Annotated in this window: 26 protein-coding genes; 17 read left to right on the top strand and 9 right to left on the bottom strand. The window is 70.6% G+C overall.

The annotated features are described in order from the left end of the window. Positions 1-7 precede the first annotated feature (7 nt). From tsaB to tsaD, 3 genes are read left to right on the top strand one after another with little or no spacing between them, the layout of a single operon-like run. On the top strand, positions 8-655 hold the full coding sequence (gene tsaB, locus ITP53_RS22635) for a tRNA (adenosine(37)-N6)-threonylcarbamoyltransferase complex dimerization subunit type 1 TsaB (RefSeq protein WP_195897424.1): 648 nt from the start codon (positions 8-10) through the stop codon (positions 653-655). An 11-nt stretch (positions 656-666) separates the two neighbouring features. Further along, positions 667-1,098, top strand: coding sequence for a ribosomal protein S18-alanine N-acetyltransferase (gene rimI, locus ITP53_RS22630; protein WP_195897443.1), 432 nt, complete (start codon positions 667-669; stop codon positions 1,096-1,098). Next, on the top strand, positions 1,091-2,122 hold the full coding sequence (gene tsaD, locus ITP53_RS22625; RefSeq protein ID WP_195897423.1) for a tRNA (adenosine(37)-N6)-threonylcarbamoyltransferase complex transferase subunit TsaD: 1,032 nt from the start codon (positions 1,091-1,093) through the stop codon (positions 2,120-2,122). The genes rimI and tsaD overlap by 8 nt, the downstream gene beginning before the upstream one ends. Positions 2,123-2,382: 260 nt before the next feature. On the opposite strand, the gene ITP53_RS22620 is transcribed toward tsaD, so the two are convergent. Both ITP53_RS22620 and ITP53_RS22615 read right to left on the bottom strand, forming a co-directional pair. Next, a complete protein-coding gene (locus tag ITP53_RS22620) occupies positions 2,383-4,401 on the bottom strand; it encodes an apolipoprotein A1/A4/E domain-containing protein (RefSeq protein WP_195897422.1) in 2,019 nt (672 codons plus the stop codon). 193 nt (positions 4,402-4,594) lie between these two features. Next, entirely contained in the window at positions 4,595-5,773 is a 1,179-nt protein-coding gene (locus ITP53_RS22615; protein ID WP_328815406.1) for a class I SAM-dependent methyltransferase, read from the bottom strand. Between the two features lie 312 nt (positions 5,774-6,085). On the opposite strand from ITP53_RS22615, the gene groES reads away from it, so the two are divergent. The 3 genes from groES (at position 6,086) to ITP53_RS22600 (ending at position 9,117) form a co-directional block, all read left to right on the top strand. Next, entirely contained in the window at positions 6,086-6,397 is a 312-nt protein-coding gene (gene groES, locus ITP53_RS22610; RefSeq protein WP_113700125.1) for a co-chaperone GroES, read from the top strand. Between the two features lie 69 nt (positions 6,398-6,466). Next, a complete protein-coding gene (groL, locus tag ITP53_RS22605; protein WP_195897420.1) occupies positions 6,467-8,086 on the top strand; it encodes a chaperonin GroEL in 1,620 nt (539 codons plus the stop codon). A 395-nt stretch (positions 8,087-8,481) separates the two neighbouring features. Further along, on the top strand, positions 8,482-9,117 hold the full coding sequence (locus tag ITP53_RS22600) for a sigma-70 family RNA polymerase sigma factor (RefSeq protein ID WP_195897442.1): 636 nt from the start codon (positions 8,482-8,484) through the stop codon (positions 9,115-9,117). Positions 9,118-9,229: 112 nt separating this feature from the next. Here the strand turns inward: ITP53_RS22600 and ITP53_RS22595 are convergent, their stop codons facing one another. Both ITP53_RS22595 and ITP53_RS22590 read right to left on the bottom strand, forming a co-directional pair. Continuing rightward, positions 9,230-9,607 carry a DUF5319 domain-containing protein gene (locus tag ITP53_RS22595; RefSeq protein WP_132640005.1) on the bottom strand — a complete coding sequence of 126 codons (378 nt, stop codon included), beginning with the start codon at positions 9,605-9,607 and terminating at the stop codon, positions 9,230-9,232. A 39-nt stretch (positions 9,608-9,646) separates the two neighbouring features. After that, positions 9,647-10,654, bottom strand: coding sequence for a helix-turn-helix transcriptional regulator (locus ITP53_RS22590; protein WP_195897419.1), 1,008 nt, complete (start codon positions 10,652-10,654; stop codon positions 9,647-9,649). Positions 10,655-11,388: 734 nt separating this feature from the next. Here ITP53_RS22590 and guaB point away from each other — a divergent pair. The 9 genes from guaB to ITP53_RS22545 all read left to right on the top strand — a co-directional run bounded on the left by guaB (position 11,389) and on the right by ITP53_RS22545 (position 18,685). Beyond that, entirely contained in the window at positions 11,389-12,870 is a 1,482-nt protein-coding gene (guaB, locus tag ITP53_RS22585) for an IMP dehydrogenase (RefSeq protein ID WP_195897418.1), read from the top strand. Positions 12,871-12,874: 4 nt separating this feature from the next. Next, the gene (locus ITP53_RS22580; RefSeq protein ID WP_195897417.1) at positions 12,875-13,996 is read left to right on the top strand and encodes a GuaB3 family IMP dehydrogenase-related protein; all 1,122 of its coding nucleotides are present in this window, start codon (positions 12,875-12,877) and stop codon (positions 13,994-13,996) included. Positions 13,997-14,091: 95 nt separating this feature from the next. After that, positions 14,092-14,685 carry a TetR/AcrR family transcriptional regulator gene (locus tag ITP53_RS22575; protein WP_195897416.1) on the top strand — a complete coding sequence of 198 codons (594 nt, stop codon included), beginning with the start codon at positions 14,092-14,094 and terminating at the stop codon, positions 14,683-14,685. Further along, the gene (locus tag ITP53_RS22570) at positions 14,682-15,509 is read left to right on the top strand and encodes an alpha/beta fold hydrolase (protein ID WP_195897415.1); all 828 of its coding nucleotides are present in this window, start codon (positions 14,682-14,684) and stop codon (positions 15,507-15,509) included. Before ITP53_RS22575 ends, ITP53_RS22570 begins: the two co-directional genes overlap by 4 nt. Before the next feature lie 15 nt (positions 15,510-15,524). Further along, positions 15,525-15,767 carry a hypothetical protein gene (locus ITP53_RS22565; RefSeq protein ID WP_195897414.1) on the top strand — a complete coding sequence of 81 codons (243 nt, stop codon included), beginning with the start codon at positions 15,525-15,527 and terminating at the stop codon, positions 15,765-15,767. A gap of 14 nt (positions 15,768-15,781) precedes the next feature. Next, positions 15,782-17,074 (top strand): RNA polymerase sigma factor, encoded by a 1,293-nt coding sequence (locus ITP53_RS22560; protein WP_195897413.1) that lies wholly within the window; start codon positions 15,782-15,784, stop codon positions 17,072-17,074. After that, the gene (locus ITP53_RS22555) at positions 17,046-17,465 is read left to right on the top strand and encodes an SDR family NAD(P)-dependent oxidoreductase (RefSeq protein ID WP_328815399.1); all 420 of its coding nucleotides are present in this window, start codon (positions 17,046-17,048) and stop codon (positions 17,463-17,465) included. The genes ITP53_RS22560 and ITP53_RS22555 overlap by 29 nt, the downstream gene beginning before the upstream one ends. 9 nt (positions 17,466-17,474) lie before the next feature. Then, positions 17,475-18,254, top strand: coding sequence for a phosphotransferase family protein (locus ITP53_RS22550; protein ID WP_195897412.1), 780 nt, complete (start codon positions 17,475-17,477; stop codon positions 18,252-18,254). Further along, a complete protein-coding gene (locus ITP53_RS22545; RefSeq protein ID WP_195897411.1) occupies positions 18,251-18,685 on the top strand; it encodes a GNAT family N-acetyltransferase in 435 nt (144 codons plus the stop codon). The genes ITP53_RS22550 and ITP53_RS22545 overlap by 4 nt, the downstream gene beginning before the upstream one ends. On the opposite strand, the gene ITP53_RS22540 is transcribed toward ITP53_RS22545, so the two are convergent. Genes ITP53_RS22540 through ITP53_RS22525 form a run of 4 tightly spaced genes read right to left on the bottom strand, consistent with a single transcriptional unit; the run spans position 18,675 to position 22,421 of the window. Further along, entirely contained in the window at positions 18,675-19,499 is an 825-nt protein-coding gene (locus ITP53_RS22540) for a class II fructose-bisphosphate aldolase (RefSeq protein ID WP_195897410.1), read from the bottom strand. The two genes, ITP53_RS22545 and ITP53_RS22540, sit on opposite strands and share 11 nt — an antisense overlap. Positions 19,500-19,510: 11 nt before the next feature. Continuing rightward, positions 19,511-20,419, bottom strand: coding sequence for a 1-phosphofructokinase family hexose kinase (locus tag ITP53_RS22535; protein ID WP_195897409.1), 909 nt, complete (start codon positions 20,417-20,419; stop codon positions 19,511-19,513). Continuing rightward, positions 20,416-21,552, bottom strand: a complete 1,137-nt coding sequence (nagA, locus tag ITP53_RS22530) for an N-acetylglucosamine-6-phosphate deacetylase (protein WP_195897408.1) — start codon at positions 21,550-21,552, stop codon at positions 20,416-20,418. The genes ITP53_RS22535 and nagA overlap by 4 nt, the downstream gene beginning before the upstream one ends. Next, positions 21,549-22,421: an SIS domain-containing protein gene (locus ITP53_RS22525; protein WP_195897407.1), complete on the bottom strand. Its 873-nt coding sequence runs from the start codon at positions 22,419-22,421 to the stop codon at positions 21,549-21,551. The genes nagA and ITP53_RS22525 overlap by 4 nt, the downstream gene beginning before the upstream one ends. A 125-nt stretch (positions 22,422-22,546) precedes the next feature. Here ITP53_RS22525 and ITP53_RS22520 point away from each other — a divergent pair, with 125 nt between their 5' ends. Continuing rightward, a complete protein-coding gene (locus tag ITP53_RS22520; protein ID WP_195897406.1) occupies positions 22,547-23,317 on the top strand; it encodes a DeoR/GlpR family DNA-binding transcription regulator in 771 nt (256 codons plus the stop codon). A gap of 72 nt (positions 23,318-23,389) precedes the next feature. Further along, positions 23,390-25,126, top strand: a complete 1,737-nt coding sequence (locus ITP53_RS22515; RefSeq protein ID WP_195897405.1) for a glycerol-3-phosphate dehydrogenase/oxidase — start codon at positions 23,390-23,392, stop codon at positions 25,124-25,126. 7 nt (positions 25,127-25,133) lie between these two features. Here the strand turns inward: ITP53_RS22515 and ITP53_RS22510 are convergent. Next, positions 25,134-26,041: beta-propeller domain-containing protein (locus ITP53_RS22510; protein WP_195897404.1), on the bottom strand; the 908-nt coding region annotated here is incomplete at its 5' end.

Raw genomic sequence — 26,041 nt, 5'->3', positions numbered from 1 at the left:
GACAGTCGTGCTGGTCCTGGCCTTTGATACCGCGACGCCCGCCGTCACCGCCGCGCTCCACGATGGGGGGCGGGTGCTCGCCGAGTCGACCACGATCGACGCCCGGCGCCACGGCGAGCTGCTTGTGCCCACCATCGAGCTGGTGCTGAGTGAGGCGGGCGCGGCGCTGCGCGACGTGACCGCCATCGTCGCGGGCAGCGGCCCCGGCCCCTACACCGGGCTGCGTGTCGGGCTGATGACCGCGCAGGGCCTCGCGACCACGCTGGGGGTGCCCGCGTACGGCGTGTGCACGCTCGACGCGGTCGCCCACGGCAGCGGGCTCGGCGAGCCGTTCCTGGTGGCCACCGACGCGCGGCGCAAGGAGGTGTTCTGGGCGCGTTACGCCGACCGGCGCACCAGGCGCGACGGGCCCTTCGTGGACCGGCCGGCCGACGTACCTGTGGAGGGGCTGCCGGTGGTCGGAGCCGGCGCCGCCCTTTACCCCGAAATATTGGGACACCGGGGCGATGTGCCCCCCTACCCCTACGCGGGCGCCCTGGCCGCGCTCGCGGTCGAGCGACTCGCGGAGGGCATCCCGCTCGACCCGCCACGCCCGATCTACCTGCGCAGGCCCGACGCCGTGGTGCCGGGCGCGCCGAAGCGGGTGACGGCGTGAAGCTCAGGCCGATGACCCCGGCCGACCTGCCGGCCGTCATGGAGATCGAGCGGGTCACGTTCCCGCTCGACGCGTGGAGCGAGGGCATGATGCGCGGCGAACTGGCCGAGATGCCACGCTCGCGACACTATGTGGTCGCCCTGGTGGGCGGCGAGATCGTGGCCTACGCCGGGCTCGCCGCCGCGGCCGACCAGGCCGACGTGCAGACCATCGCGGTGCTGGAGAAGCACCAGGGCACCGGCATCGGCAGCGCGATGCTGACCGAACTGCTGGCCGAGGCGGGCCGCAGGGGCGCGCGGGAGATCTTCCTCGAGGTACGCGCGGACAACCCGCGGGCGCAGGCGGTCTACCGGCATTTCGGATTCGAGGACATCGGCACCCGCCGCCGCTACTACGACGACGGCACCGACGCGATCATGATGAGAAGGAAGCTTGGTGACTGACGCACCCCTGGTCCTGGGCATCGAGACGTCCTGCGACGAGACCGGCATCGGCATCGTCAGGGGCCACACGCTGCTGGCCGACACGATCGCCTCCAGCATGGACGAGCACGCCAGATTCGGCGGCGTGGTGCCAGAGGTGGCCTCGCGCGCCCATCTGGAGGCCATGACGCCGACCGTGGAGGCCGCGCTGGCCGAGGCCGGGCTGAGGTTCGCGGACATCGACGCCATCGCCGTGACCGCGGGCCCTGGGCTGGCAGGGGCGCTGCTGGTCGGCGTGGCCGCCGCCAAGTCCTACGCGCTCGGCCTCGGCGTGCCCCTCTACGGCGTCAACCACCTCGCCGCCCACGTCGCGGTCGACCAGTTGGAGCACGGGCCGCTGCCCAAGCCGTGCGTCGCCATGCTGGTGTCGGGCGGGCACTCGTCGCTGCTGCTCGTGCCCGACGTGGCCTCCGACGTCATCTCGCTCGGCGCCACCGTCGATGACGCGGCGGGGGAGGCGTTCGACAAGGTGGCGCGGGTGCTGGGGCTGCCGTTCCCCGGCGGGCCGCACATCGACCGGGCCGCCCGCGACGGCTCGGGCACGGCGATCGCGTTCCCGCGCGGCAAGGTCGACGACGGCACGCTCGACTTCTCCTTCTCCGGGCTCAAGACGGCCGTGGCGCGCTGGGTCGAGGCCCGGGAGGCCTCGGGACAGTCCGTACACGTGCCCGACGTGGCCGCCTCGTTCCAGGAGGCCGTGGTCGACGTGCTGACCCGCAAGGCGCTGGGGGCATGCAGGAAGTACGACGTGCACGACCTGCTGATCGGCGGCGGCGTGGCGGCCAACTCCCGGCTTCGCGCGCTGGCCCAGGAGCGGTGCGACGCGGCCGGCGTACGCCTGCGGGTGCCCCGTCCCGGGTTGTGCACCGACAACGGCGCCATGGTGGCCGCCCTGGGGTCCGATCTGGTGGCGGCCGGGATCACGCCGTCGACCCTGGAGATCCCGGCGGACTCCTCGATGCCGATCACGACGGTGCACGTCTGAGCCCCTTCGCGCCAGACTCGGGTCGATAGCCGTCGCCTGGTGTGCCACGGCATCGCCCTGACGGCCCCTCAGAGCGGACGGCAGGGCCTCGCCGTCATGGTTGTCCGCCGCCGCGGAGACGACGCCGTAGAGACGACCTGACGCCCCCGCGCCCGGTGGCGATCCGGCCGGTCCTTGGTCATGGCCGGGCGCAGCAGGCCCCGGCCAGGGCCAGCGCCTTGGTCCTGGCCGGAACGTTCCCGTGACCGGTGTCGATCTGGTCAGTCCTTGGTCCTGGCCGGGCGCAGCAGGGCCTCGGCCAGGGCCAGCATGGTCTCCTCCAGGGTGGCCAGGCGCTTGGTGAGGTCGTTGGTGGCGGGCTCGACGATGCCGGTGACCGTCTCGGCGAGCTCGTCGCGGTCCGGGCGGGACCTGACGAGCTCGGTCAGCGCGTCTGCGGCGGCCGCCAGGCGCTCGCCCTGCTCGCCGGTCTGCGACTTGATCATCTCGCCGACCCGCTCGGGGATCTCCAGGGCGGCGGGGAGCTGGCCCATGCGCTGGCTGACGGCCTCGATGCGGTCGTCCACGGACTCCAGGCGCTCGCCGGCCTGCTCGGCACTGGTGGCCAGGCCGCTGAGGTGGGTGTCGAGGCCGTCGAACCGGGTGCCGAGGCCGCCGAACCGGCCGTCGATGGCGTCGAAGCGGCCGCTCAGGTGCTCCTCCGCCTCCACCAGCCGCTCGTCGATGGAATCCAGCTGGTTGTCCAGCTTGTTGAAGCGGCCCTCGTTGCGGGTGGCGCTCTCGCCGAGGTGCTGGTCAGCGGCGGTCATGCGCTCGTCGAGCGCGGTGAAGCGGGCGTCGATGCGTACGTCGAGCGCGTCGAACCGGTCGTCGTGCCGGCCCAGGTGGCCGTCCATGGTGCCCAGCCGCTTGTCCACCCCGCCGAGCCGGCTGTCCATGGACGTGAGCCGCTTGTCGACGCCGCTCATCCGGCCGTCGACGCCGTCGAGCCTGGTGTCGATGTCGGCCAGGCACTCGTCGGCGGACTCCAGGCGGCTGTCGAACCCGGTGAGCCTGGAGTCCAGGCCCACCAGCCGCCCCTCGACCCGGTCGAGCCGGGCGTCCACACCGTCGAGCCTGGCCGCCAGTCGCTGGTCGCTCTCGCCGAGCTGCACGGCGAGCTGCTGGTCGGCCTCGTCCAGGCGGGTCGCGAGGTGCTGGTCGGCCTCGTCCAGCCGCGCCGCGAGGTGCCGGTCGGCCTGGTCCAGGCGGGTCGCGAGGTGCTGGTCCGCCTCGTCCAGGCGGACGGCGAGGTGCTGGTCGGTCTCGTCGAGGCGGGTGGTGAGCCGCTGCTCGACGTCGGCGAGGTGGCTGGACAGCTGCTCGTCGGCCTCCTTGAGCCGGGCGGTCAGCCGCTCGTCCGCCTCGTCCAGCCTGCCGGACTGGCGCCGGTCGGCGTCTTCGAGCCGCGTGGCGAGGCGCAGGTCGGTCTCTTCCAGGCGCTCTGTGAGGTGCTGGTCGGTCTGGTCGAGGCGGGCCGTCAGACGCTGGTCCGACTCCTCCAGCCGGGTCGTCAGGCGCTGGCCGGTCTCGGCGAGCCGGGCGGTGAGGCGCTGCTCGGCGGCGTCTGACCTGACGGCCAGTTGCTCGGTCGCCTCGGCCAGCCGGTCGTTGACGCCTTCTGCGAGGTCGGTGACCACGCACTCCACGCGGTCGGTACGCGAGGTCAGCTCGGCCACGGACTTGTCGAGCCTGGTGAAGCGGCTGGCGGCGGCCTCCATGCTGGAGTTGAGACCGGCCAGAGTGGCGGCGAAACCGGACATGCCCTTGGTGATGCCATCAGTGGTGTCGAGCACGGCCTTCAGGCGGTTGAGCGCCTCCTCCACGCTCTCGCCCACGGTGCCGAGGTCCGCCCACAGGCTCGGCAGCTCGGCGACCGGGGTGACGCGGGCGTCCACCTGGCCGACCTTGTCCCCGACCGCGTCGACGTGGTCGCGGACCGCCTCCACGTGCTGGGCCAGGCCCTCCGCCCACATCGGTGGCTTCGCGGAGATCTCCTCCAGCCGGCCGTTGACCGACTCGAGCGTGCCGCTGAGGCCGCCGAGCTCGCGCTCGCGGACCTCGCGCAGCAGCCACTCCATGCCTTCGAGCCGCTGGCGGATCTCGTCGAGCACGGCTCCCTGGGTGCGCTGCTCGTAGACGTGGTCCTGGGCGGCACGCTGGAGCAGGTCTCGCATCCTCTCGGAGATGCCGGAATGGCCGCCTGCCTGGAGAAGGGTGGTGTGGTTGGAATTGTCCACCGAGAGCTCCTTCGCTCGCCGACGGTCTGCCGCGCAGCGGTGGGATAGGTCCGGTTTGCAGATGAAAGAGCGAGAACGCGGATAACCGCATTAGGGGGAGAACGCCCGCCCGCCCACCTTAGCCTTTCGATCAAGGTCCGTCAGGGGTGAATTGAAAGATCGCGGTTAACGGAAGAATGACCGATATGGTCGTTCAGGCAGGTGGGGGTACGTCGCAGATGAGGACAGACGGCTTATCCATGATTCTGGTCAAGATGATCACGGCCGACATGTCTCCGTTAAGCCGCAAGTCGGTGCGGAGGCGTTCGATGTCCACGGCCGATCCGCGCTTTTTGATGGTGACGTTTCCGATTTTCCGTTCGCGGAGCGTGGCGCGGAGTTTTTTCAGCGAGAACGGGAGAACGTCGGCTATTTCGTATCTGGCGGCCCATGGTGTGTCCACCGGGTCGTCGGCGGTGATGTAGGCGATCATGGGGTCGAGCAGACGGCCGTTGACCATCTCGGCCACCTCGCCCACCAGATGCGCCCGGACGGCGGCGCCGTCGGGCTCGTAGACGTAGCGCCCCACCGGGCCGGCCGTGGCCTGGACGCCGGTGGCGGCCAGCGAGTGGCCGCCGGGCAGCAGCGTGGCCCGCCGGCCGCCGCCGTCCCCGTGGCCGGTCCAGAGCGTGGCCTCCTTGACCTCCCCCTTGTACGAGACCCACTCGGCCTCGGCGTCCCCGGGGATGAACTCGTACGGGATGCCGGGCGCCACCTTGAGGCACGCCTTCGCCGCCCTGGAGACGAGGTCGAGCACCACGGGCCACGGCGGCGAGTAGGCCATGGGGTCGAACGTCCTGCCCCTGCCCGTACGCCGTGCCGGGTCGGCGAACAGCACGTCGTGGTCCTCCGGTCGTACGGTGGCAGCGTCCGCCACGCTCACCGTCACCCGTCCGGCCGGCCCAAGCGCGTGGGCGTTGGCCCTGGCCACCGCGACGGTCAGCGGATCGACGTCCACGGCCGACACGGCGCAGCCGGCGCGGGCCAGCGCGATGAGGTCGCCGCCGACGCCGCAACAGGCGTCCATGACCCGGGGGCCCAGGTGGTGGGCGGCGACGACGCGGCGGGCTCGGTGTCCCGCGACCTCCGCCCGGGTGGACTGCTCCAGGCCGTGCGGGGTGAAGTACATCTCGCCGGCGTCCGCGCCGAACTTGGCCCTGGCCCGTACGCGCAGCCCCGCCTGCGTGAGGGCGGCGGAGGTGAGGGCGGCGTCGTACGTCCTGCGCATTCTGGTGGCGGCGGCGACCGGGTCGGCGCCCGTGAGCTCCCCGGCCTCGGCGAGGGCGCGCTGCCCGCGCGGGGTCAGCAACTCGTTGAAGGCGTCGAGGTCCACGTCACACGACGTTAGCGCCATGCCGGCGCCGCGCGACCCGTCGAACGGCGTCGACGAATTCCTCGGCGGGTGCTCGGCTCGCGAACCCCGTCCCGGCCTGGCATCCTGGGCGATCCAGCCGTCGGCCACCGCCTCTGATCGCTCTCAGCAGACGCGTTCGTGTTGACTGTCAAGCCCCTCTTGCATATGTTTCCTGTTGGCACTCTCCCCTTGAGAGTGCCAACGTGCGACGAGGCAGGTCTGACACCCGCGACGGCAGGCCCAGCTGGTCGCCTCTTCTAGATCATTCAAATCTGAAGGGGAGGTCCGATCGTGACGACCGCCACCAAGGTTCCCGTTAAGCCGCTCGGCGACCGCATTGTGGTTCAGCCGCTTGAGGCCGAGCAGACCACCGCTTCCGGCCTGGTCATCCCAGACACCGCCAAGGAGAAGCCGCAGGAGGGCCGGGTCCTCGCGGTGGGCCCGGGCAACTGGGACGAGGACGGCGACAAGCGGATTCCGCTCGACGTCTCTGAGGGCGACATCGTCCTCTACAGCAAGTACGGCGGCACGGAGGTCAAGTACGGCGGCGAGGAGTACCTCGTGCTCTCCGCCCGCGATGTTCTCGCGATCATCGAGAAGTAGGCCGGTTGTGTCGAGCCCCGGGCGCTCTAAAGGCGGCCGGGGCTTTCGACGCTAGGAGAGGATTCTCAAATGGCGAAGATCCTGGAGTTCAACGAGGACGCCCGCCGCGCGCTCGAGCGTGGCGTCAACGCCCTCGCGGACGCCGTGAAGGTTACCCTCGGCCCCCGTGGCCGCAACGTCGTCATCGACAAGAAGTTCGGTGCGCCGACGATCACGAACGACGGTGTCACCATCGCTCGTGAGATCGAGCTGGAGGAGCGCTACGAGAACCTCGGCGCCCAGCTCGCCAAGGAAGTCGCCACCAAGACCAACGACATCGCGGGCGACGGCACCACCACCGCGACCGTCCTGGCCCAGGCGATGGTCCGCGAGGGCCTGCGCAACGTGGCGGCCGGCGCCTCGCCGCTGTCGCTCAAGCGCGGCATCGACAAGGCCGCCAAGGAGATCAGCGACAAGCTGCTCGCCAGCGCCCGCCCGGTCGAGGACAAGAAGGAGATCGCCAACGTCGCGACGATCTCCGCTCAGGACGCGAAGATCGGCGACCTGATCGCCGAGGCGTTCGACAAGGTGGGCAAGGACGGTGTCCTCACCGTCGAAGAGTCCAACGCCATGGGCATGGAGCTCGAGTTCACCGAGGGCATGCAGTTCGACAAGGGCTACCTGTCGGCCTACATGGTGACGGACCCCGAGCGGATGGAGTCCGTCCTCGAGGACGCCTACATCCTGCTCACCCAGGGCAAGATCGCCTCCATCGCGGACTTCCTGCCGCTGCTGGAGAAGATCGCCCAGACGAAGAAGCCGCTGCTGGTGGTCGCCGAGGACGTCGAGGGCGAGGCCCTGGCCGTCCTGGTCACCAACAAGATCCGCGGCACGTTCACCTCCGTGGCCGTCAAGGCTCCGGGCTTCGGCGACCGCCGTAAGGCGATGCTGCAGGACATGGCCATCCTCACCGGCGGCCAGGTCGTCAGCGAGGAGGTCGGCCTCAAGCTGGAGCACGTCGGCACCGAGGTGCTCGGCACCGCCCGGCGCATCGTCGTCACCAAGGACGCCACGACCATCGTCGACGGCGCCGGCGACGCGACGGCCATCGAGGACCGCGTCAAGGAGATCAAGATTGCCATCGAGCAGTCCGACTCCGACTGGGACCGCGAGAAGCTGCAGGAGCGTCTGGCCAAGCTCGCCGGCGGTGTGTGCGTGCTGCGCGTCGGCGCCGCCACCGAGGTGGAGCTGAAGGAGAAGAAGCACCGTCTCGAGGACGCCATCTCCGCGACGCGCGCCGCGATCGAGGAGGGCATCGTCGCCGGCGGTGGCGCCGCGCTGATCCACGTGGGCAAGGACCTCGACGACCTCGGCCTGACGGGCGACGAGGCCACCGGTGTCGGCGTCGTCCGCCGCGCCCTGGTGGAGCCCGCCCGCTGGATTGCCGAGAACGCCGGTCTCGAGGGCTACGTGGTGACCCACAAGGTCGCCGAGATGTCCCTCGGCCACGGCTTCAACGCGGCCACCGGCGAATACGGCAACCTCCTCGACCAGGGCGTCAGCGACCCGGTCAAGGTCACGCGGTCGGCTGTGCAGAATGCCGCGTCCATCGCCGGCATGCTGCTCACGACCGAGGCGCTCGTGGTGGACAAGCCCGAGGAGGAGGCCCCGGCCGCCGGCCAGGGCCACGGTCACGGCCACGGCCACTGACCCCGGTTCCTCCACATCACGGCCCGCACCCCGGAGAGGGTGCGGGCCGTGTGGCTTTTGTGCGCGTTTGTAGGGCGCTCTCAACCCGGGCGACCCGCGAACAGGCCACCCCGCCACCAGGGCCCGGAGGCGGGGAGGTGTCAGTGGTTTCGACCTGCGGTTTCTTGGCGGGATGGGGAGAATTGGGGGAAAAGGTGCATTAATGGAGTAAACCGAGGGTGGGTGATAAGCGTCTGGGGTCTGACAATTGTCGCGCATTCCGGGTTATAGCGTGAAATATTATGTCAGGTTATTAGCCTTAGTGTACCTACGCGATTACTCTTGGTTATCGTCGCTTCAATGTGACCAATCCGTAGCCGTTCGCCATGACGACAGGCCCGATCAGTGCGGGCATCATGCCTATCGTGAGCGAGGGAAGCGTCGCCGACGCCAAAATTGGGGTAAGGCTCGCGTCGAGACTTCCGGAACGGACGGATGACTCCGACCTTAGGGAACTGACGAGCCTCGCCGTACAGGGAGATCGCAGTGCGATCGAATCCCTGCTCGGTGAGTTGCGTCCGATGGTGGTGCGGTATTGCCGTGCCAGGCTGGGCAGGGTTTCGGGGCAATATCACATTGCCGACGACGTTGCCCAGGAGGTGTGCATCGCGGTGCTGTCCGCGTTGCCGCGATACCGGGACATGGGGCGGCCGTTCGCGTCCTTCGTGTTCGGGATCGCCTCGCACAAGGTGGCCGACGCGCTGCGCAGTTCGGTGCGCTCGGCCGTCCCGACCCAGGATCTGCCCGACGGGCCCGACGACGGACCGGGGCCCGAGGAGACCGTGGTCCGCTACATCGAGGTGGAGCACGCGCGCCGGCTGCTGGCCAGGCTGCCAGAGAACCAACGGGAGTTGCTGCTGTTGCGAGTGGTGTCGGGTCTGTCGGCTGAGGAGACCGGTAATGTACTCGGTATGTCACCAGGTGCGGTCCGCGTCGCCCAGCATCGGGCGCTGGCGAGGTTGCGGCAGATGGCCGAGCTGGAGTCGGCTTGACGCAAGAGGAAGAGGAGACCGACGCGCTGCTCGATGCGCTCGGTCGTGGTGAGATGCCCGGCTCAGCCGATCCAGCGGCGCGGTTGCTGGCCGTGCTGCTCGATGACGTGGATCAGCGGCGCTCCTCCGTGTCGATGACGCCGTCGACATAGCCTCTGGCGTACTCCCAGGTGACGTAGTCGGCGGGGTCGGGGTGAAAGGCCGGCTCGTGGACCTGTGGCTGACCCTTCTCGATCATCTGGCGTAGGTTGCCGCGCAGCAGCTCCCAGTCGAAGAAGTGCTGCTCGCCGCATTCAGGGCAGTCGAGCACGAGGCCGAGCACGCCCTGCGGTTCGAGCAGAGAGCGGAAGACCTCGACGTCGGCGAGGTCGGTGATGGCCTCGTCACGCTCGGCCGCGGTGAGTGGCTCGGCGTCGTCGAGCGCGCCCATCGCCGAGGAAGGGTCGTTCGGGTCGTCCGCGAACGGGTCGCGGGGGACGTCTTCCAGCACCTTCCCACCATATGACCGAAGAGGCCCGAGCGGTGGACATTAGCTCAGCCATCCGCGTCTCGTGGCCTCCACACCTGCGTGGAAGCGTGATTGAGCACCGAGTTCGGCGATGGCGTCGGCGAACCTCGCCCGGACCGTTCTGACCGAGACCCCCAGCTGGCGGGCTATCGACTCGTCGCACATGCCCTGGGCGGCCAGGCGGAGCACCTGCACCATGCCGCCCCCGCGGTACCACGGCAGGGGCACGGCACGGCCCCACAACTCGCCGAAGAGGGACTGGAGCACACCCACCACGACCGGAGCGCGTACGAGATGGAAGTTGTACGCGAGGTCGGGCAGGTTGCCGCCCCAGAGCGCGGGCAGACCGGCCGCCTCCGCCCCCACGGTCATGAACCAGCTCGGCACCCGGTCCATCGTGCGTACCTGGCCGCCGCTCTCGACCAGGCGCGTGAGCTGGTCGCGGACGCCGGGGAGGGGCAGGGTGTTCACCGGGACGATCGCGTGCACGGTGAGCAGCTTCCGTTCCTGCGCGTCAATCCACAGGTCCGCAAATTTCCGGACAAAGTCGGTCATGGTGCGCTCGTCTGGGACGGCGGTGAGCAACTCGAGTCCGGGGGCCTGTACGGCCATGCCGGCGACGCTCTCGTAGAGCACGTCCGCCCCGCTCACCAACTCCACCGTGAAGGGCCCGCTCTGGTAGTCGCGCCCGGCGTCGTAGTCGCGGATCAGGCCGCGGATGGAGCCGAGCGCCGAGTCGATCATGCGGCTCTCCTCGGCCAGCCGGTCGAGCCGTGCGGCGATCACCCGCCCGAGTGCGGCGGCCGGGTGCCTGGCCAGGTATTCGCCCGACTGCTCGTCGATCACCCCCAGTTTGACCAGGTCGTCGAGTTGCCGGCCGACCTTCTCGACCGGCCCGTCCATGGCCTGCGCCAGATCGCTGCGCGTCGCTCTGTGCAGGCGCAGGACCGCCGAATAGAGCGCGGTCTGTGCGGGGTCGAGGCCCAGCGTCTCGAAGGGATCGGACACGGTGCGGGGCTCGTTGGGCATGTGGGCGGCTCCGTCGGGGGGACACGGGCGTGCCGCGAGGATAACGCCGCCTCGCCCCCGTGTCCGCTCTTTCTCGCGTGTTCCTGTACACGCGTTCCACCGACCGAACGGGTGGGAAGTGCAACTTCGTGAACTTGCACGTTTTCACATTGCGATGCGCCGCTGAGTAACGCAGGCTTTACCTAGCGTCGGCATCTTCGAAGGGCGCGGTCGCGCCGCCCATCAGAACGCGGAGGGGGGTTCGGTGGTGCATTGCGCGCCACGCCCGGATGCCGGTGGCCGGGGGGTGGGACGGATCACGGTCCCATCCCCCGGCGCTCTTTCGATGCCGGGAGTACGACGGACCGTGGGGGTCATCGTGCTCCCGGCATCCGCGCGTCCGGCGACAGCCTAGGGCGACCGTGTCGCCGGCCCCACGGAGTGAGGCCATGCTTTTGCGAGGGAGCGCCGTCGTCTGGAGGAGCGTAGGGAGCGAAGCGAGCGGAGTGGGGGAAGACGGCGGCATTGGGCGGACGAGCCCGCCTCCACGGGTGGAGGCCATGAACACTGCGAGGGAGCGCCGTCGTCTGGAGGAGTGTAGGGAGCGAAGCGAGCGGAGTGGGGGAAGACGGCGGCATCGGGCGGACGAGCCCGCCGAACGAAGTGCGGCCATAAGCAGGGCCGTCAGCGCCTCTTTTGGAGCTAGGGCCTAGACTTTGGTGAATATCAGTGCACTGGCAGGAGGGGGCCGTGGCATGTCCAAGTTCACCGAGATGGGTTTGACCTTCGACGATGTGCTGCTGGTGCCCGGATACTCAGATCTCCAGCCCGGCGAGGCCGACACCCGGTCCCGTCTGTCCAGGGGGATCTCGCTGTCCATTCCGCTGGTCTCCGCGGCCATGGACACCGTCACCGAGGCCCGCATGGCGGTCGCCATGGCGCGGCAGGGCGGCATCGGCATCCTGCATCGCAACCTGTCGGTCGAGGAGCAGGCGCAGCAGGCGGACCTGGTCAAGCGGTCCGAGGCCGGCATGGTGACCAATCCCGTGACGTGCAGCCCGGACGACACGCTGGCGGACGTCGAGCGGTTGTGCGCGACGTACCGGATCTCTGGGGTGCCGGTTACCGACATGTCCGGGACGCTGGTGGGGATCGTGACAAATCGTGATATGCGGTTTGAGAGTGACCAGTCGCGGCCCGTACGCGAGGTCATGACCAAGATGCCGCTGGTCACCGCCCGGGTGGGGGTGTCGCGGGACGAGGCGTTCGCCCTGCTGCGGAAGAACAAGATCGAGAAGCTTCCCCTGGTCGACGCCGATGGCCGGCTGCGCGGCCTGATCACGGTCAAGGACTTCACCAAGAGCGAGCAGTACCCACTGTCCACCAAGGACGCCGACGGCCGCCTGCTGGTGGGCGCGGCCGTGGGCGTCGGCGGCGACGCCGAGGTGCGTGCCAAGGCGCTGATCGAGGCCGGGGTCGACGTGATCGTCGTGGACGTGGCCCACGGGCACTCCAGAGGGCTGGCCGACATGATCGCCAAGGTCAAGTCGAACAGCAAGGTCCAGGTCATCGGCGGCAACATCGCCACCAGGGCGGGCGCGCAGATGCTGGTCGACGCCGGCGTGGACGCGGTCAAGGTCGGGGTCGGGCCCGGGTCCATCTGCACCACGCGCGTGGTGGCCGGGGTCGGCGCGCCGCAGGTCACGGCCATCTACGAGGCGTCCAAGGCGTGTGCTCCCGCGGGCGTGCCGGTCATCGGGGACGGCGGCCTGCAATACTCCGGCGACATCGTCAAGGCGATCGCGGCCGGCGCCAACACGGTCATGCTGGGCTCGCTGCTCGCGGGGTGCGAGGAGTCGCCCGGTGAGTTGATCTTCATCAACGGCAAGCAGTTCAAGTCGTACCGGGGGATGGGGTCGCTCGGCGCCGTACGCAATCGTGAGCGTGGCGGCACCTCCTTCAGCAAGGACCGCTACGCGCAGGCCGAGGTCGGCGGCGAGGACAAGTACATCCCGGAGGGCATCGAGGGTCAGGTGCCCTACCGGGGTCCGGTCGCGGCCGTCGCGCACCAGCTCATCGGCGGGTTGCGCCAGGGCATGTGGTACGCGGGCTGCCGCACGATCGACCAGATGCACACCGATTGCGAGCTCATGCCGATCACCTCGGCAGGGCTCAAGGAGAGCCACCCCCACGACATCCAGATGACCGTGGAAGCTCCGAACTATCACAGAAGGTAAGTTCATGACTCAGCAGGTGGAGATCGGCCGGGGGAAGACCGGGCGGCGGGCGTATTCGCTGGACGAGATCGGCCTGGTGCCCTCGCGGCGCACCCGTGATCCGGAAGAGGTCTCGATCGCGTGGCAGATCGACGCCTACCGGTTCGAGCTGCCCGTGGTCGTCGCTCCCATGGACAGCGTGGTGTCGCCCGCCACCGCGATCGAGATCGGCCGGCTCGGCGGTCTGGCGCCGCTCGACCTCGAAGGGCTCTGGACCCGCTACGAGGACCCGTCGCCGCTGCTGGAGGAATGCGCCGTCCTGGACGTGGCGGCGGCCACCAGGCGGCTCCAGGAGATCTACGCGGCGCCGATCCAGGAGGAGCTGATCGGCCGCAGGATCGAGGAGATCCGGGCCTCCGGGGTGACGACCGCCGTACGGCTGTCGCCGCAGCGCACCGTCCAGTACCACAAGACCGTGATCGACGCGGGTGTCGACATCTTCGTCATCCGCGGCACGACCGTCTCCGCCGAGCACGTGTCCGGCCGGGCCGAGCCGCTCAACCTCAAGCAGTTCATCTACGAGCTCGACGTGCCGGTGATCGTGGGCGGCTGCGCCACCTACACCGCCGCGCTGCACCTGATGCGCACGGGCGCGGCCGGCGTGCTGGTCGGGTTCGGCGGCGGCGCCTCACACACGACGCGCAACGTGCTCGGGGTGGCGGTGCCGATGGCCACCGCGATCTCGGACGTCGCGGCGGCGCGCAGAGACTACATGGACGAGTCAGGCGGCCGCTACGTACACGTGATCGCGGACGGCGGCATGGGCACGTCCGGTGACATCGCCAAGGCCATCGCGTGCGGGGCCGACGCCGTGATGGTGGGCTCGCCGCTGGCGCGGGCGGCCGAGGCGCCCGGGCACGGCTTCCACTGGGGGTCGGAGGCGCACCACCCGGATCTGCCGCGGGGGCGGCGGGTCGGGTTCGGCACGGTCGGCACGCTGGAGCAGATCCTGCACGGTCCTTCGAGCGTGGCGGACGGGTCGATGAACCTGATGGGCGCGCTCAAGCGGACCATGGCGTCGACCGGCTACTCGGACATCAAGGAGTTCCAGCGGGTCGAGGTCGTCGTCGCCCCGATCCAGCACTGACGTCTCTTTTCGGTGGCCCGCTGTTCTACGGCGGGCCACTTTCCTATGTGGTCTAGCCTGTAACCTAGGAGTCCTAGGAAAGTGGGAGGTGGCGGATGGCCGCGCGTGCGGGGCTGACGGCCGAGCGGCTCACCCGGGCCGCGGCCGAGCTCGCCGACGAGGTCGGCTTCGACCACGTCACCGTGTCGGCGCTGGCGCGGCGGTTCGGTGTCAAGGACGCGAGCCTGTATTCGCATGTCAGGAATCTCCAGGATCTGCGTACGAGGGTGGCCATCCTGGCCGCCGGGGAGCTGATCGACCACATCGGCGCGGCCGTGGCCGGGCGTTCTGGGAAGGACGCGCTGGTCGCGTTCGCCGGGGCCTACCGCGAGTACGCGCTGCGCCACCCCGGCCGGTACGCGGCGACGCAGAGCAAACTGGATCCCGCCGAGGTCGCCGATACGACGGTCTACCGGCGTACCGGCGAGCTGACGTACGGGATGTTGCGGGGTTACGACCTGGAGGAGCCGGATCTGACCGATGCCGTCCGGCTGCTGCGCAGCACCTTCCACGGATACACCAGCCTTGAGGCCGCGGGCGGCTTCGCGCACCCCAGGGACGTGGACACGTCATGGGCGCGCGCCATCGACGCCCTGCACGTGCTGCTGGAGCACTGGCCCAGGGCGAGCGAGGAGGAGCGGAGCCGATGAGAGCAGCGATGTTGCGAGTGCCGGGGGCCCGGCTGTACCACGAGGTGCGCGGGGAGGGCCCGGTGCTGGTGGCGGTGCCGGGGGGAGGGGGTGACGCCGGGGTCTTCGACGGGATCGGTGAGGTTCTCGGCGCGCACTTCACGGTCGTCGCGGTCGATCCGCGCGGCTACTCGCGCAGCGTCCTCGACGGCCCTGCCGAGGACCAGCGGGTGCAGGTGTGGAGCGACGACCTCAGCCTGCTGATCGAGCACCTGGGCGGCAGCGCGTACGTCTTCGGCGGCAGCGACGGGGGCATCGTCGCGCTCGACCTGCTCGCGCGGCACCCGGAGCGGGTGCGCAGGGTCGTCGCGCACGAGCCGCCGTGCGTCGAGGTGCTGCCGGACGCCGCCGAGCAGCGGGCGTTCTTCGGCAAGGTCTACGACCTCTTCCTGACCGAGGGGCTCGGCGCGGCGGGGGCGCACATGATGGCCGGGATCGGCGGGACGCTGCGGGAGCTGCCCGACCCGGCGTCGCTGCCGCCGCGTGCCGCCGAGCGGGTGGCCAGGGCCCGCGCCAACATGCCGCTCTTCATGGAGCACGAGTTGCGGCAGTTCACGTCGTACGTGCCCGACATGGACGCGCTGGCGGCCGGGTCCGACCGGCTGGTGCTCGCGGCCGGGCGGGAGACGCGCGGGCACCTGCCGTACCGGCCGGCCGCCGAGCTGGCCCGCCGGCTCGGGCGCGAGCTGACGGAGTTCCCCGGCGGGCACGGCGGATACACCGAGCATCCTGAGGAGTTCGGCAAGCAGCTCGCCGAAGTGCTCCTGGAGCCCGACGCGAAGTGACATAAGGTTTCCGCCATGGAATCCGTTGAGGAGAGAATCGCCCGGTTGGAGCAACAGGTCGCGAACCTTCATCGGCATCTCGGCATCGATCCCGCGCTCGTGGACGACGAGGGGCCGTTCCTGCCGCCGGAGTTCTATCAGGCGCTGGAGGAGAAGAAGCTCATTATGGCCATCAAGATCTATCGAAAGGCGACCGGGGCCTCCCTGTTGGTGGCGAAGAACACCGTGGAGGCGATGGTACGCAGGGCCGGGCGCTAGGGGGGCGTTCGCCGATGCGCGACGTCTCCATGGTCGAGCGCGTGTTCCGTGAGGAGTACGGCCGGGCCGTGTCCGTTCTCGTGCGGGCCTTCGGGGACATCGACGTCGCCGAGGAGGCGGTGCAGGAGGCGTTCACGGTCGCGGTACGGCGGTGGCCGTCGGATGGGGCGCCGCCGAGCCCAGCGGGGTGGATCATCACCACGGCCCGCAACCGGGCCATCGACCGGCTGCGCAGGGAGGCGGCCCGGCCGGACAAGCACGCGCAGGCCGCGCTGCTGCACGCGCGCGACGAGCCGCGGGAAGAGGGGCCGGTACGCGACGACCGGCTGCGGCTGATCTTCACCTGCTGCCATCCGGCGCTCGCCACGCATGCCCAGGTCGCTCTGACGCTGCGGCTGCTCGGCGGGCTGACGACGGCGGAGATCGCCCGCGCGTTCCTGGTGCCCGAGGCGACCATGGCGCAGCGGCTGGTCAGGGCCAAGAACAAGATCCGGGACGCCGGGATCCCGTACCGGGTGCCGAAGGAGGCCGACCTGCCCGGCCGGCTGCGGGCCGTGCTGGCGGTCGTGTACCTGATCTTCAACGAGGGTTACGCGGCCAGTTCGGGGGATCGGCTGGTCCGCGAGGAGTTGTGCGCGGAGGCCATCAGGCTCGGGCGGGTGCTGGACGCGCTGATGCCGGACGAACCCGAGGTCATGGGGCTGCTGGCGCTCATGTTGCTGATCGACTCGCGGCGCGCCGCGCGTACCGCGGGGGACGGCGAGTTGGTGCTGCTGGCCGAGCAGGATCGGGGGCTGTGGGATCGGCGGCTGATCGAGGAGGGGCAGGGCATCGTACGGCGGTTCCTGCGGCTCGACCGGCCCGGGCCGTACCAGATCCAGGCCGCCGTCAACGCCGTGCACAGCGACGCGCCCAGCGTGGCTGACACCGACTGGGGGCAGATCGTGCGACTGTACGATCTGCTGCTGGCGTTCGATCCGAGTCCGGTCGTGGCCCTGCACCGCGCGGTGGCGGTGGCCGAGGTGGAGGGGCCGGAGAAGGCGCTCGCGCTGGTCGATGAGCTGGAGGTGGAGGCGTACCACCTGTTCCATGCGATACGCGCTGATCTGCTGCGGCGGCTGGGGCGCGAGGCGGAGGCGGTGCGGGCGTACGAGGCCGCGCTCGCCCGCGCGCGGAACGAGGTGGAACGCGACTTTCTCCGGCGCCGGGTTTCGAGGGGGGACGATGGCGGGTCGGGTCTGCGTGGTCACGGGGGCCAATCGGGGGATCGGGCTGGAGGTGGCCAGGCGGCTCGCGCTGACCGGTGACACCGTGCTGCTGACGGCCAGAGATCTCGGCAAGGCGGAGCGGGCCGCCGGGGATCTCGGCCTCGGCGAGGCGGTGGTGGCGTACCAGTTGGACGTGGCCGATCACGAGTCCGTGGAACGGCTCGCCCGGGGCGTACGGGAGTCGTACGGGCAGGCGCACGTGCTGGTCAACAATGCCGCCATCCACTACGACACCTGGCAGCGGGCCTCGGACGCGGATCTGACGGTGGTGCGGGAGGCGCTGGGTGGCGACGGACATGGGCGGGCCTGGCGGTCGGCCGGTCGCGGAGGGGGCCAAGAGCGTGCTGTGGGCCGTGGACCTGCCCGACGACGGGCCCAGCGGCGGGTTCTTCCGCGACGGCCGGCAACTGTCCTGGTGATCAGCCCCTAGCATGCGGGGATGCCTGATCTTCAGTACACCCACGAGCTGACCATCGAGGGCGACGTCGTCACCAAGCGGTACGTCGACACGACGCCGGGCGCCGCCGAGCGCGAGTGGCGGGCGCTGACGTTGCTCGCGGGGTATGTCCATGACCTGGTTCCGGAGCCGATCGCGTTCGAGGACGGCGTGGTGCGCATGTCGAGGCTCGGCGGGGCGCCGATGCGCGGACTCGTCAGGCGGGAGCCGCGGCACGTGACGGCCATGGCGGACGCGCTCACCGAGCTGTACGCGGCCGTCCCACAGCCTGTCCTGCGGACCGTCCCGGTACGCCCCTGGCAGCGCGAGGCGGTCGTCGAGTGGGTCGGGCGGCGGTGCGCGGCCTGGCAGCCGAGGGACCCGCAGGCGGACCGGGCGGTGAAAGAGGGCCTGCGGTGGCTGGAGAGCTGGTCGCCGGGCGAGTCGGGGGTGCGGCCGGTGTTCGGGGCCGGTGACGGCAACCTGGCGAACTTCCTGTGGGACGGCACCCGCGTCCGCATCGTCGACTTCGAGGACTCCGGCCGCAGCGACCTGGCGTTCGAGCTGGCGGAGCTGGCCGAGCACGTGTCGATGTGGGTGGACGGCGAGGTGGAGATCGCCCAGCGGTTCGAGCTGAGCGCGCCGGAGGAGCGGCGGCTGCGCGAGTGCCGCAAGGTTCAGGCGCTGATCTGGTTGTTCCTGCTCTCGCACGACAGCCCGCGCAACGCACCGGGGACCTTCGAGCGGCAGGTCCAACGCGTGCTGGCAACATTGGGTGCATGAGACTGGCGAGGGAGGCCGACAGAGCGGCCGTCGAGAAGCTCGTCCACGACGCCTACTCGCCGTGGATCGAGGTCATCGGCATGCGGCCGCTGCCGATGGAGGCCGACTACGCCGCGTTCATCGCGGCCGGTCGGGTGCACGTCACGCCCGACCTCCGAGGGCTCGTCGTGCTCGTCCCCGAGGACGGCGTCCTGCTGGTGGAGAACGTCGCGGTGGACCCCGGGAGCCAGGGCAGGGGCATCGGGCGCGGGCTGCTGGCGCACGCGGAGGAGGAGGCGCGCAGACTGGGACTCCCCGCCCTGCGCCTCTACACGAACGTCAAGATGGCCTCGAACATCTCCCTCTACTCCTCGCTCGGCTACGTCGAGACCGGTCGCGAGGGCATCGAAGGGCGCTCGGTCGTGCTGATGCGCAAGGAGCTCAGCTCGTGAGGACGCCCAGCAGGTGGGTGACCTCCCTGGCCACGGCGTCCCGGCCGGCCTTGAGGTATTTGCGGGAGTCGACGACGCGGCCGTCGTGGGTCAGGTAGTCGCGTACCGCGGCGGTGAACGCCTTGTTCAGGTGGGTCGCGATGTTGATCTTCTTCATGCCGTGCCGTACGGCCGCGCGCAGCACGTCGTCGGGCACCCCCGACGAGCCGTGCAGCACCAGGGGCACCGGCACGGCGGCCCGCAACTCGGCGATGAGGTCCAGGTCCAGGACCGCGTCCTTGGTGGTCATCGCGTGCGACGTCCCCACGGCCACGGCCAGCGCGTCCACGCCGGTCCTGGCCACGTAGCCGGCCGCCTCGTGCGGCTTCGTACGGGCGCCGGGCGCGTGTACGCCGTCCTTGCCCCCGACCTCCCCCAGTTCGGCCTCCACCCACACGCCGCGCCCGTGGCACCAGGCCGCCACCTCGGCCGTGGCGCGTACGTTGTCCTCGTCGGGCAGGGCGGAGGCGTCGTACATGACCGAGCCGAGCCCCAGCTCCACGGCCTCCTCGACGAGCGCGCGGTCGGTGGCGTGGTCGAGGTGGACGGCGACCGGCACCTCGGCGCGCCTGGCGATGGCGAGCGCGGCCAGCGCGACCGGCTCCAGGGCGCCGTGGTAGCGCACGCAGTTCTCGCTGATCTGCAGCACGACCGGCAGCCCGAGGGCCTCGGCGCCGGTCACGATCGCGGTGGCGTGCTCCAGCTGGATCACGTTGAACGCGCCCAGACCCATGGGTGACTGGCTGACGATGTCGCCGAGGGCGGCGAGGGGCATGTCGTGGCTCCTTACGTGATGACGATCAGCGGATGCACGGCGGTGTACACGTCCTGGTCGAACTCGCCCGCCACCGGCGCGGCCACGGCCGCCGCGCCCAGCGCCGCCGCCCGCCTGAGCCGGTCGGGCCACGGCTCCGGCCGGACCAGGCCCAGCGCCAGGCCCGCTACCAGCGAGTCGCCCGCGCCGGTCGGATTGCCCGCCACCGTGTACGGCATCCGCGCCCGGAACGTCCCTTCCCCGGTGACGGCCAGCAGCCCGTCCGAGCCCATGGACACCACCACGGACTCGGCTCCCCGCTCGCGCAACGCCCGCGCGCCGTCGGCGAGGGTGCCGCCGGGCACGGCCCTGGCCAGCTCCGCCGCGTTGGGCTTGACGACGGCGGGCCGGCCCTTGGGCGCGTGGCGCAGCGGCTCTCCGTCGGCGTCCACGATGGCGGGAACGTCCCGTTCGGCCGCGATCGCCGTCAGCGTGGCATAGGCGTCGATGGGGACACCCCGGGGCAGGCTGCCCGCGATGACCACCGCGTCGGCGATGGCCGCGAGCGCGGTGTAGCGCCGGATGAAGTCCGCCAGCTCGGCCGGTGTGACCTCGGGGCCTGGCTCGTTGAACAGCGCGGTCCGCGGCCCGGCCGTCTCGGAGACCGCCAGCGTGGTACGGGAGTCACCGGCGATGCCGCACAGCGCGCACTCCAGACCGGCCGCGCGCAGGTCCGCCTCGATCGCCCGCCCTGTCGGCCCGCCCGCCAGCCCCATGACGATCACTTCCTGGCCGAGCGCGGCCAGGACGCGGGCCACGTTGACGCCCTTGCCGCCGGCCCGCCGGTGCACGCCGCCCACCCGGTTGACACCGTCCCAGTCCACGCGGGGGACCTGGTAGGTCACGTCGAGCGCGAGGTTGAGCGTCACCGTGAGGATCATCGCGGCTCCGTGATCCAGCCGCCGTCCTTCATCACCCCGGCCACCTCCAGCGAGTCGGACAGCACCACCAGGTCGGCCGCCTTGCCGACGGCGATCGAGCCGATCCGGCCGGCCAGCCCGAGCACCCGCGCGGGCGTCAGCGAGGCCACCTGGACGGCGTCCGGCAGCGACATCCCCACCTCCTGGACGCTGCGCCTGAACGCGACGTCCATGGTCAGCGTGGAGCCCGCGATCGTGCTGCCGTCGACCAGCCTGGCCACGCCGTCTTCCACGCGCACCCGCATGGGACCGAGTACGTAGTCGCCGTCGCCCAGCCCGGTGGCCGAGATCGCGTCCGTGACCAGCGTGGTCCTGCCTGGCCCGGCCACCTCGTACGCCAGCCGCAGCATCGCCGGGTGCACGTGTACGCCGTCGTTGATCAGCTCGACCGTCACCCGCTCGTCGTCGAGCAGGGCCGCCACGGGACCGGGCGCGCGGTGCCCGAGCGGCGGCATCGCGTTGTAGAGGTGTGTGGCCACGCTCGCGCCCGCCTCGATGCCTTCGAGCGTCTGGTCGTAGTCGGCGTCGCTGTGGCCCAGGGCCGCGATGACGCCTTCCGCGACGGCCATCCTGATCGTGTCGAGCGCGCCGGGCAGCTCGGTCGCGATGGTGAGCATGCGTACGTGCCCGCGCCCGGCCTTGACCAGCCCCGCGAACTCCTGCGGCGACGGCTCGCGCAGCAGCGCGGGGTCGTGCGCGCCGCAGCGGCTCCGCGAGATGTAGGGGCCCTCGAAGTGGATCCCGGCCAGCAGCCCCTCGTAGCACAGCTCGGCCAGCGCCGACGCGGCCCGCGTCAGCCCGTCGAGCGAGTCGGTGACCAGGCTCGCCATCGTGGTCGTGGTGCCGTGGCGGCGGTGCAGTTCCACCGCGTCACGTGCCTTGTCCTGCTCGCCGGTCGGGAACGAGCCCCCGGCGCCGCCGTGGTTGTGGATGTCGACGAACCCAGGGACGACGTGCCGCCCGCCCAGGCTGAGGCCCGAACCGGGGGCGGATCCGCGGCCGACGTGCGTGATGCGGCCGTCTTCGATGGTCAGCCACCCCTCGTGAACTCCCTCGGGGGTCACGATCCTGGCGTCGGCGAGTGTAAGGCTCATGAGGAAAGGATCACAGATCGCGTGAGGTGCATGGGCTCGTCGGGGTCGAGCCCCCGGTCGAAGGCACGGGCGACGGCCACCCGCTGGGCGCGGATCAGCTCGGCCATCGGGTCGAGCGAGGTCTCGAAGAACGTGCCGCCGGTCTCCTCGACCTGCCCGCGCAGCCCTTCGGGCGCGGCGCCGAGCATCCAGGTGACGCGGCCGGGGGCGGCGATGCTGATCGGGCCGTGCCGGTATTCCATCGCCGGGTACGCCTCCGTCCACGAACGCGACGCCTCGCGCATCTTCAGCGCGGCCTCCTGCGCCAGGCCGACCGACCAGCCGGTGCCCAGGAAGCTGAACTGCTCGGCCCGTACCAGTTCGTCGGGCAGCGGCGCGGCCACGGCCTCCGCGGCGTCGGCGATCGCCTGGGTGAGGTCCTCCCCGAGGCCGGCGCGCAGCATGGCCAGCTGCGTGGTGGCGAACCTCGTCTGCACGACGGAACGCTCGTCCGCGTAGTCGAGGACGACGACCTCGTCGGCGGCCGACATGATCGGCGTCTTCGGGTCGGCGGTGATGGCCGTCGTCTTCGTCGTCGTGCGCGCGAGCAGCTCAAGCACCTCGGTCGTGGTGCCCGAGCGGCTCAGCGCCAGCACGCGGTCGTAGTGGCGCCCGATCGGGGCCTCGGAGGCGGCGAAGGCGTCGGTCTCGCCGTGCCCGGCCCGCTCCCGCAGCACGGCGTACGCCATCGCGATGAACCACGACGTCCCGCAGCCGACGACGGCGACCCGCTCACCCCGGCGCGGCAGGGCGCCGGCGGGAACGCTCTCGACGGCGCGCTGCCAGCACGACGGCTGGGACGCGATCTCGGCCTCGGTGTGGGTGGTCACCACGTGCCTCCGGAGGTTGATTGTTTCTGCTTCGTGTATATCAAGAAAGTGCAGTAACGGACACTGGCTCTGGGGCCCCTGACTGTGCCACGCTTGCTGCTGACCCCATTCCTGAGGAGTGCTCCGTGTCCCGCTACGACCGCTGGAACGCCGTCCTGGAGCTGCTGGCCCAGGAGGGCAGGCTCTCGGTGGAGGAGGCGGCGCGGTCGCTCGACGTCTCCACGGCGACCATCAGGCGGGACTTCGACCAGCTGGCCCAGCAGCAGATGCTCATGCGCACGCGGGGCGGCGCGGTCGCGCAGAGCGTGAGCTACGACCTCCCGCTGCGCTACAAGACGGCCAGGCACGCCGACGAGAAGCACCGCATCGCCGCCGCGGCCGCCGAACTGGTCACGCCTGGCGCCGTGGTCGGGCTCAACGGCGGCACCACCACCTCCGAGCTCGCGCGCACGCTGGCCACGCTCTCGACGCTGGAGAGCGGCTTCACGATCGTCACGAACGCGCTCAACATCGCCAACGAGCTCACCGTGCGCAGACACGTCAAGATCGTGGTCACCGGCGGGGTGGCCAGGCAGCAGTCGTACGAGCTGATCGGGCCGCTGGCCTCGGGCGTGCTTGAGCAGGTGACGCTGGACGTGGCCTTCCTCGGGGTGGACGGGCTCGACGTGGAGCTCGGCGCGTCGGCCCACCACGAGGGCGAGGCGAGCGTCAACCACCTGCTGATCAGCCGCGCCCAGCAGGTCGTGGTGGTGGCGGACTCGTCGAAGGTGGGCAGGAGGGCGTTCTCGCGGATCTGCCCGATCGGTCAGATCGACACGCTGGTGACCGACGTACACCTCTCCGACGCCCTCGCGGGGCAGCTCACCGACGCGGGAGTGAAGGTCGTACGCGCTTGACCGAGCGCGGAGTTACAGCATGTGTCCCTTAAGGGTAGGTATGGACCGCAAGCTATCGTCCCAGGGGGCAGCATGGCGTCGGGAAGGAGCGTGGCTCGGCTCGGGCCCGCCGAACGGGTGGCGGCACTGGAGAGCATGGCCGCGCAGGAGCTCGACGTGGTCGTGGTCGGCGGCGGCGTCGTCGGGGCGGGGATCGCGCTGGACGCCACCACGCGGGGGCTCGACGTGGGCCTGCTCGAGGCGCGCGACTTCGCCTCCGGCACGTCGTCGCGCTCGTCCAAGCTGATCCACGGCGGCCTGCGCTACCTGGAGCAGCTCAACTTCGAGCTGGTACGCGAGGCGCTGCGGGAACGGTCGTTGCTGCTCCAGCGGATCGCGCCCCACCTGGTCCGGCCGGTGCCGTTCCTGTTCCCGATGACCCACTACGCGTGGGAACGCCCCTACGTCGGCGCGGGTGTGGCGCTCTACGACACGCTCGGCCACACGTCCGGGCTCGCCCGCGGCGTCCCAGGGCACCGGCACCTGTCCAGGTCGCGGGCGCTGCGGCTGGCCCCGGCGCTGAAGAAGAGCGCGTTCACGGGCGCCATCCAGTACTGGGACGCGCAGGTGGACGACGCGCGTTACGTCATGACCATGCTGCGCACCGCGGCCACGTACGACGCCCGCATCGCGCTGCGGGCCCAGGTCGTGGGGTTCCTGCGGGAGGGCGAGCGGGTCACCGGCGTACGCGTACGCGACCTGGAGTGCGGCGACGAGCTGGAGGTGCGTGCCAGGCAGGTCGTGAACGCCACCGGGGTGTGGACCGACGACATCCAGGAGCTGGTCGGCGGGCGCGGCCAGATCCACGTACGCGCCTCCAAGGGCATCCACCTCGTGGTGCCGCGCGACCGCATCCAGTCGCGGACCGGCATCATCCTGCGTACGGAGAAGTCGGTGCTGTTCGTGATCCCCTGGGGCCGCCACTGGATCATCGGCACCACCGACACCGAGTGGACGCTCGACAAGAGCCACCCGGCCGCCTCCCGGGCGGACATCGACTACCTGCTCGACCACGTCAACGCGGTCCTGTCCGTGCCGCTGTCCAGGGACGACGTCGAGGGCGTGTACGCGGGCCTGCGGCCGCTGCTGTACGGCGAGTCCGACGAGACGTCCAAGCTCTCCAGGGAACACGTGGTGGCGCACCCCGTGCCCGGCCTCGTCATGATCGCCGGTGGGAAGTACACGACCTACCGGGTCATGGCCGAGGACGCCGTGAACGCCGTGGCGCACGGGCTCGACCAGCGGGTGCCGCGCTCGTGCACCGACCGCGTCCCGCTCGTCGGCGCCGAGGGCTACCAGGCGCTGTGGAACTCCAGGCACCGGATCGCCCAGTCGTCCGGGCTGCACGTGGCCAGGATCGAGCACCTGCTCCAGCGGTACGGCTCCCTGATCGACGAGGTCCTCGACCTGATCGACGGCGACCCGTCGCTGGCCAGGCCGCTGTCCGGGGCCGACGACTACCTCCGGGCCGAGATCGTCTACGCCGCCACCCACGAGGGCGCCCGGCATCTCAACGACGTCCTGACCCGGCGCACACGCATCTCCATCGAGACCTTCCACCGCGGGCTGGCCGTGGCGCAGGAGGCGGCTGAGCTGATGGCGGGACCGCTCGACTGGGACGGCGAGCAGGTCAAGAGGGAGGTGGAATACTACTCGAAGCGCGTCGAGGCCGAGCGTCGCTCCCAGGAACAGGACACCGACCAGGACGCCGACGCGATCAGGCTCGGCGCGCCGGAGATCGTCCCCGTCGTCGCACCGGAGCAGCCATGAGTAGGGGTCAGGTGGATGGGATCCAGGCGCGTTCGGCGAGGGTGGTGGCGTCGTTGACCTGGACGCCCGCGTAGGAGACCGTCCAGATCTCCTCGCCGATCACCATCGAGCGCTGGATGCCGGGCTGGTAGGTGTGTTCCCGCAGGTCCTGTGACGGGTGCGTGATCATGCCGAGCTTCGAGACGCCGGAGTCGTCGATCCGCAGGACGATCGCCCCCGACTCCTGCTCGCTCTCCGCGTACGTGCTCAGCGGGATCACCGACAGACCCGTCCTGGGCCAGTAGAGGAACGCGTGCGGATCCCACTCCGCCTCCGAGCCCGATTCCTTCTGGAACAGCTGCGACAGCCGGCGCGGGTTCGCGGGATCGCTGACGTCGAAGAGGGAGATCTGCGTGCCGAGCGTCCTGCCCTGCTCACTGGCCTCCTGTCCGATGCCGATCAGCCGGCCCTCGCTGCCGGGATGCAGGTACGCCGAGTAGCCGGTGATCTTCAGCTCGCCGGTGACCCTGGGCGCCGACGGGTCGCGCAGGTCGAGCGTGTAGAGCGGGTCGACCTGCTTGAACGTGACGCAGTAGCCCACCGGGCCGATGAACCTGACCGAGTAGATCCGCTCACCGTTGCCCAGGCCGCCGACCTCGCCCGACTTGGCCAGGGTGTCGGCCCTGAGCACGTGGACGGTGCTGGAGCTGTTGTCGCCGTCCGCCGAGTCGAGTGTGGTGGCGACGCGGAGGTGGCCGTCGTACTCGGAGAGGGAGTACTGGTTCAGCAGCCGTCCCGGGACCTGGCCCGAGGCGACGTAGGCGGGTGCGCCGGGTGAGCGGATGTCGAAGCGGTGGATCTCGGTCTCTTCCGGCGGGACCGTGGGGGTCGGGCGTGGCTTGGGGGAGTTCGTGAGGGTCCGGCGTGGTTCGGGGG

Source organism: Nonomuraea cypriaca (genome assembly GCF_015645445.1).
Lineage (GTDB): Bacteria > Actinomycetota > Actinomycetes > Streptosporangiales > Streptosporangiaceae > Nonomuraea > Nonomuraea cypriaca.
This window is presented reverse-complemented; position numbering and strand designations above follow the sequence as displayed.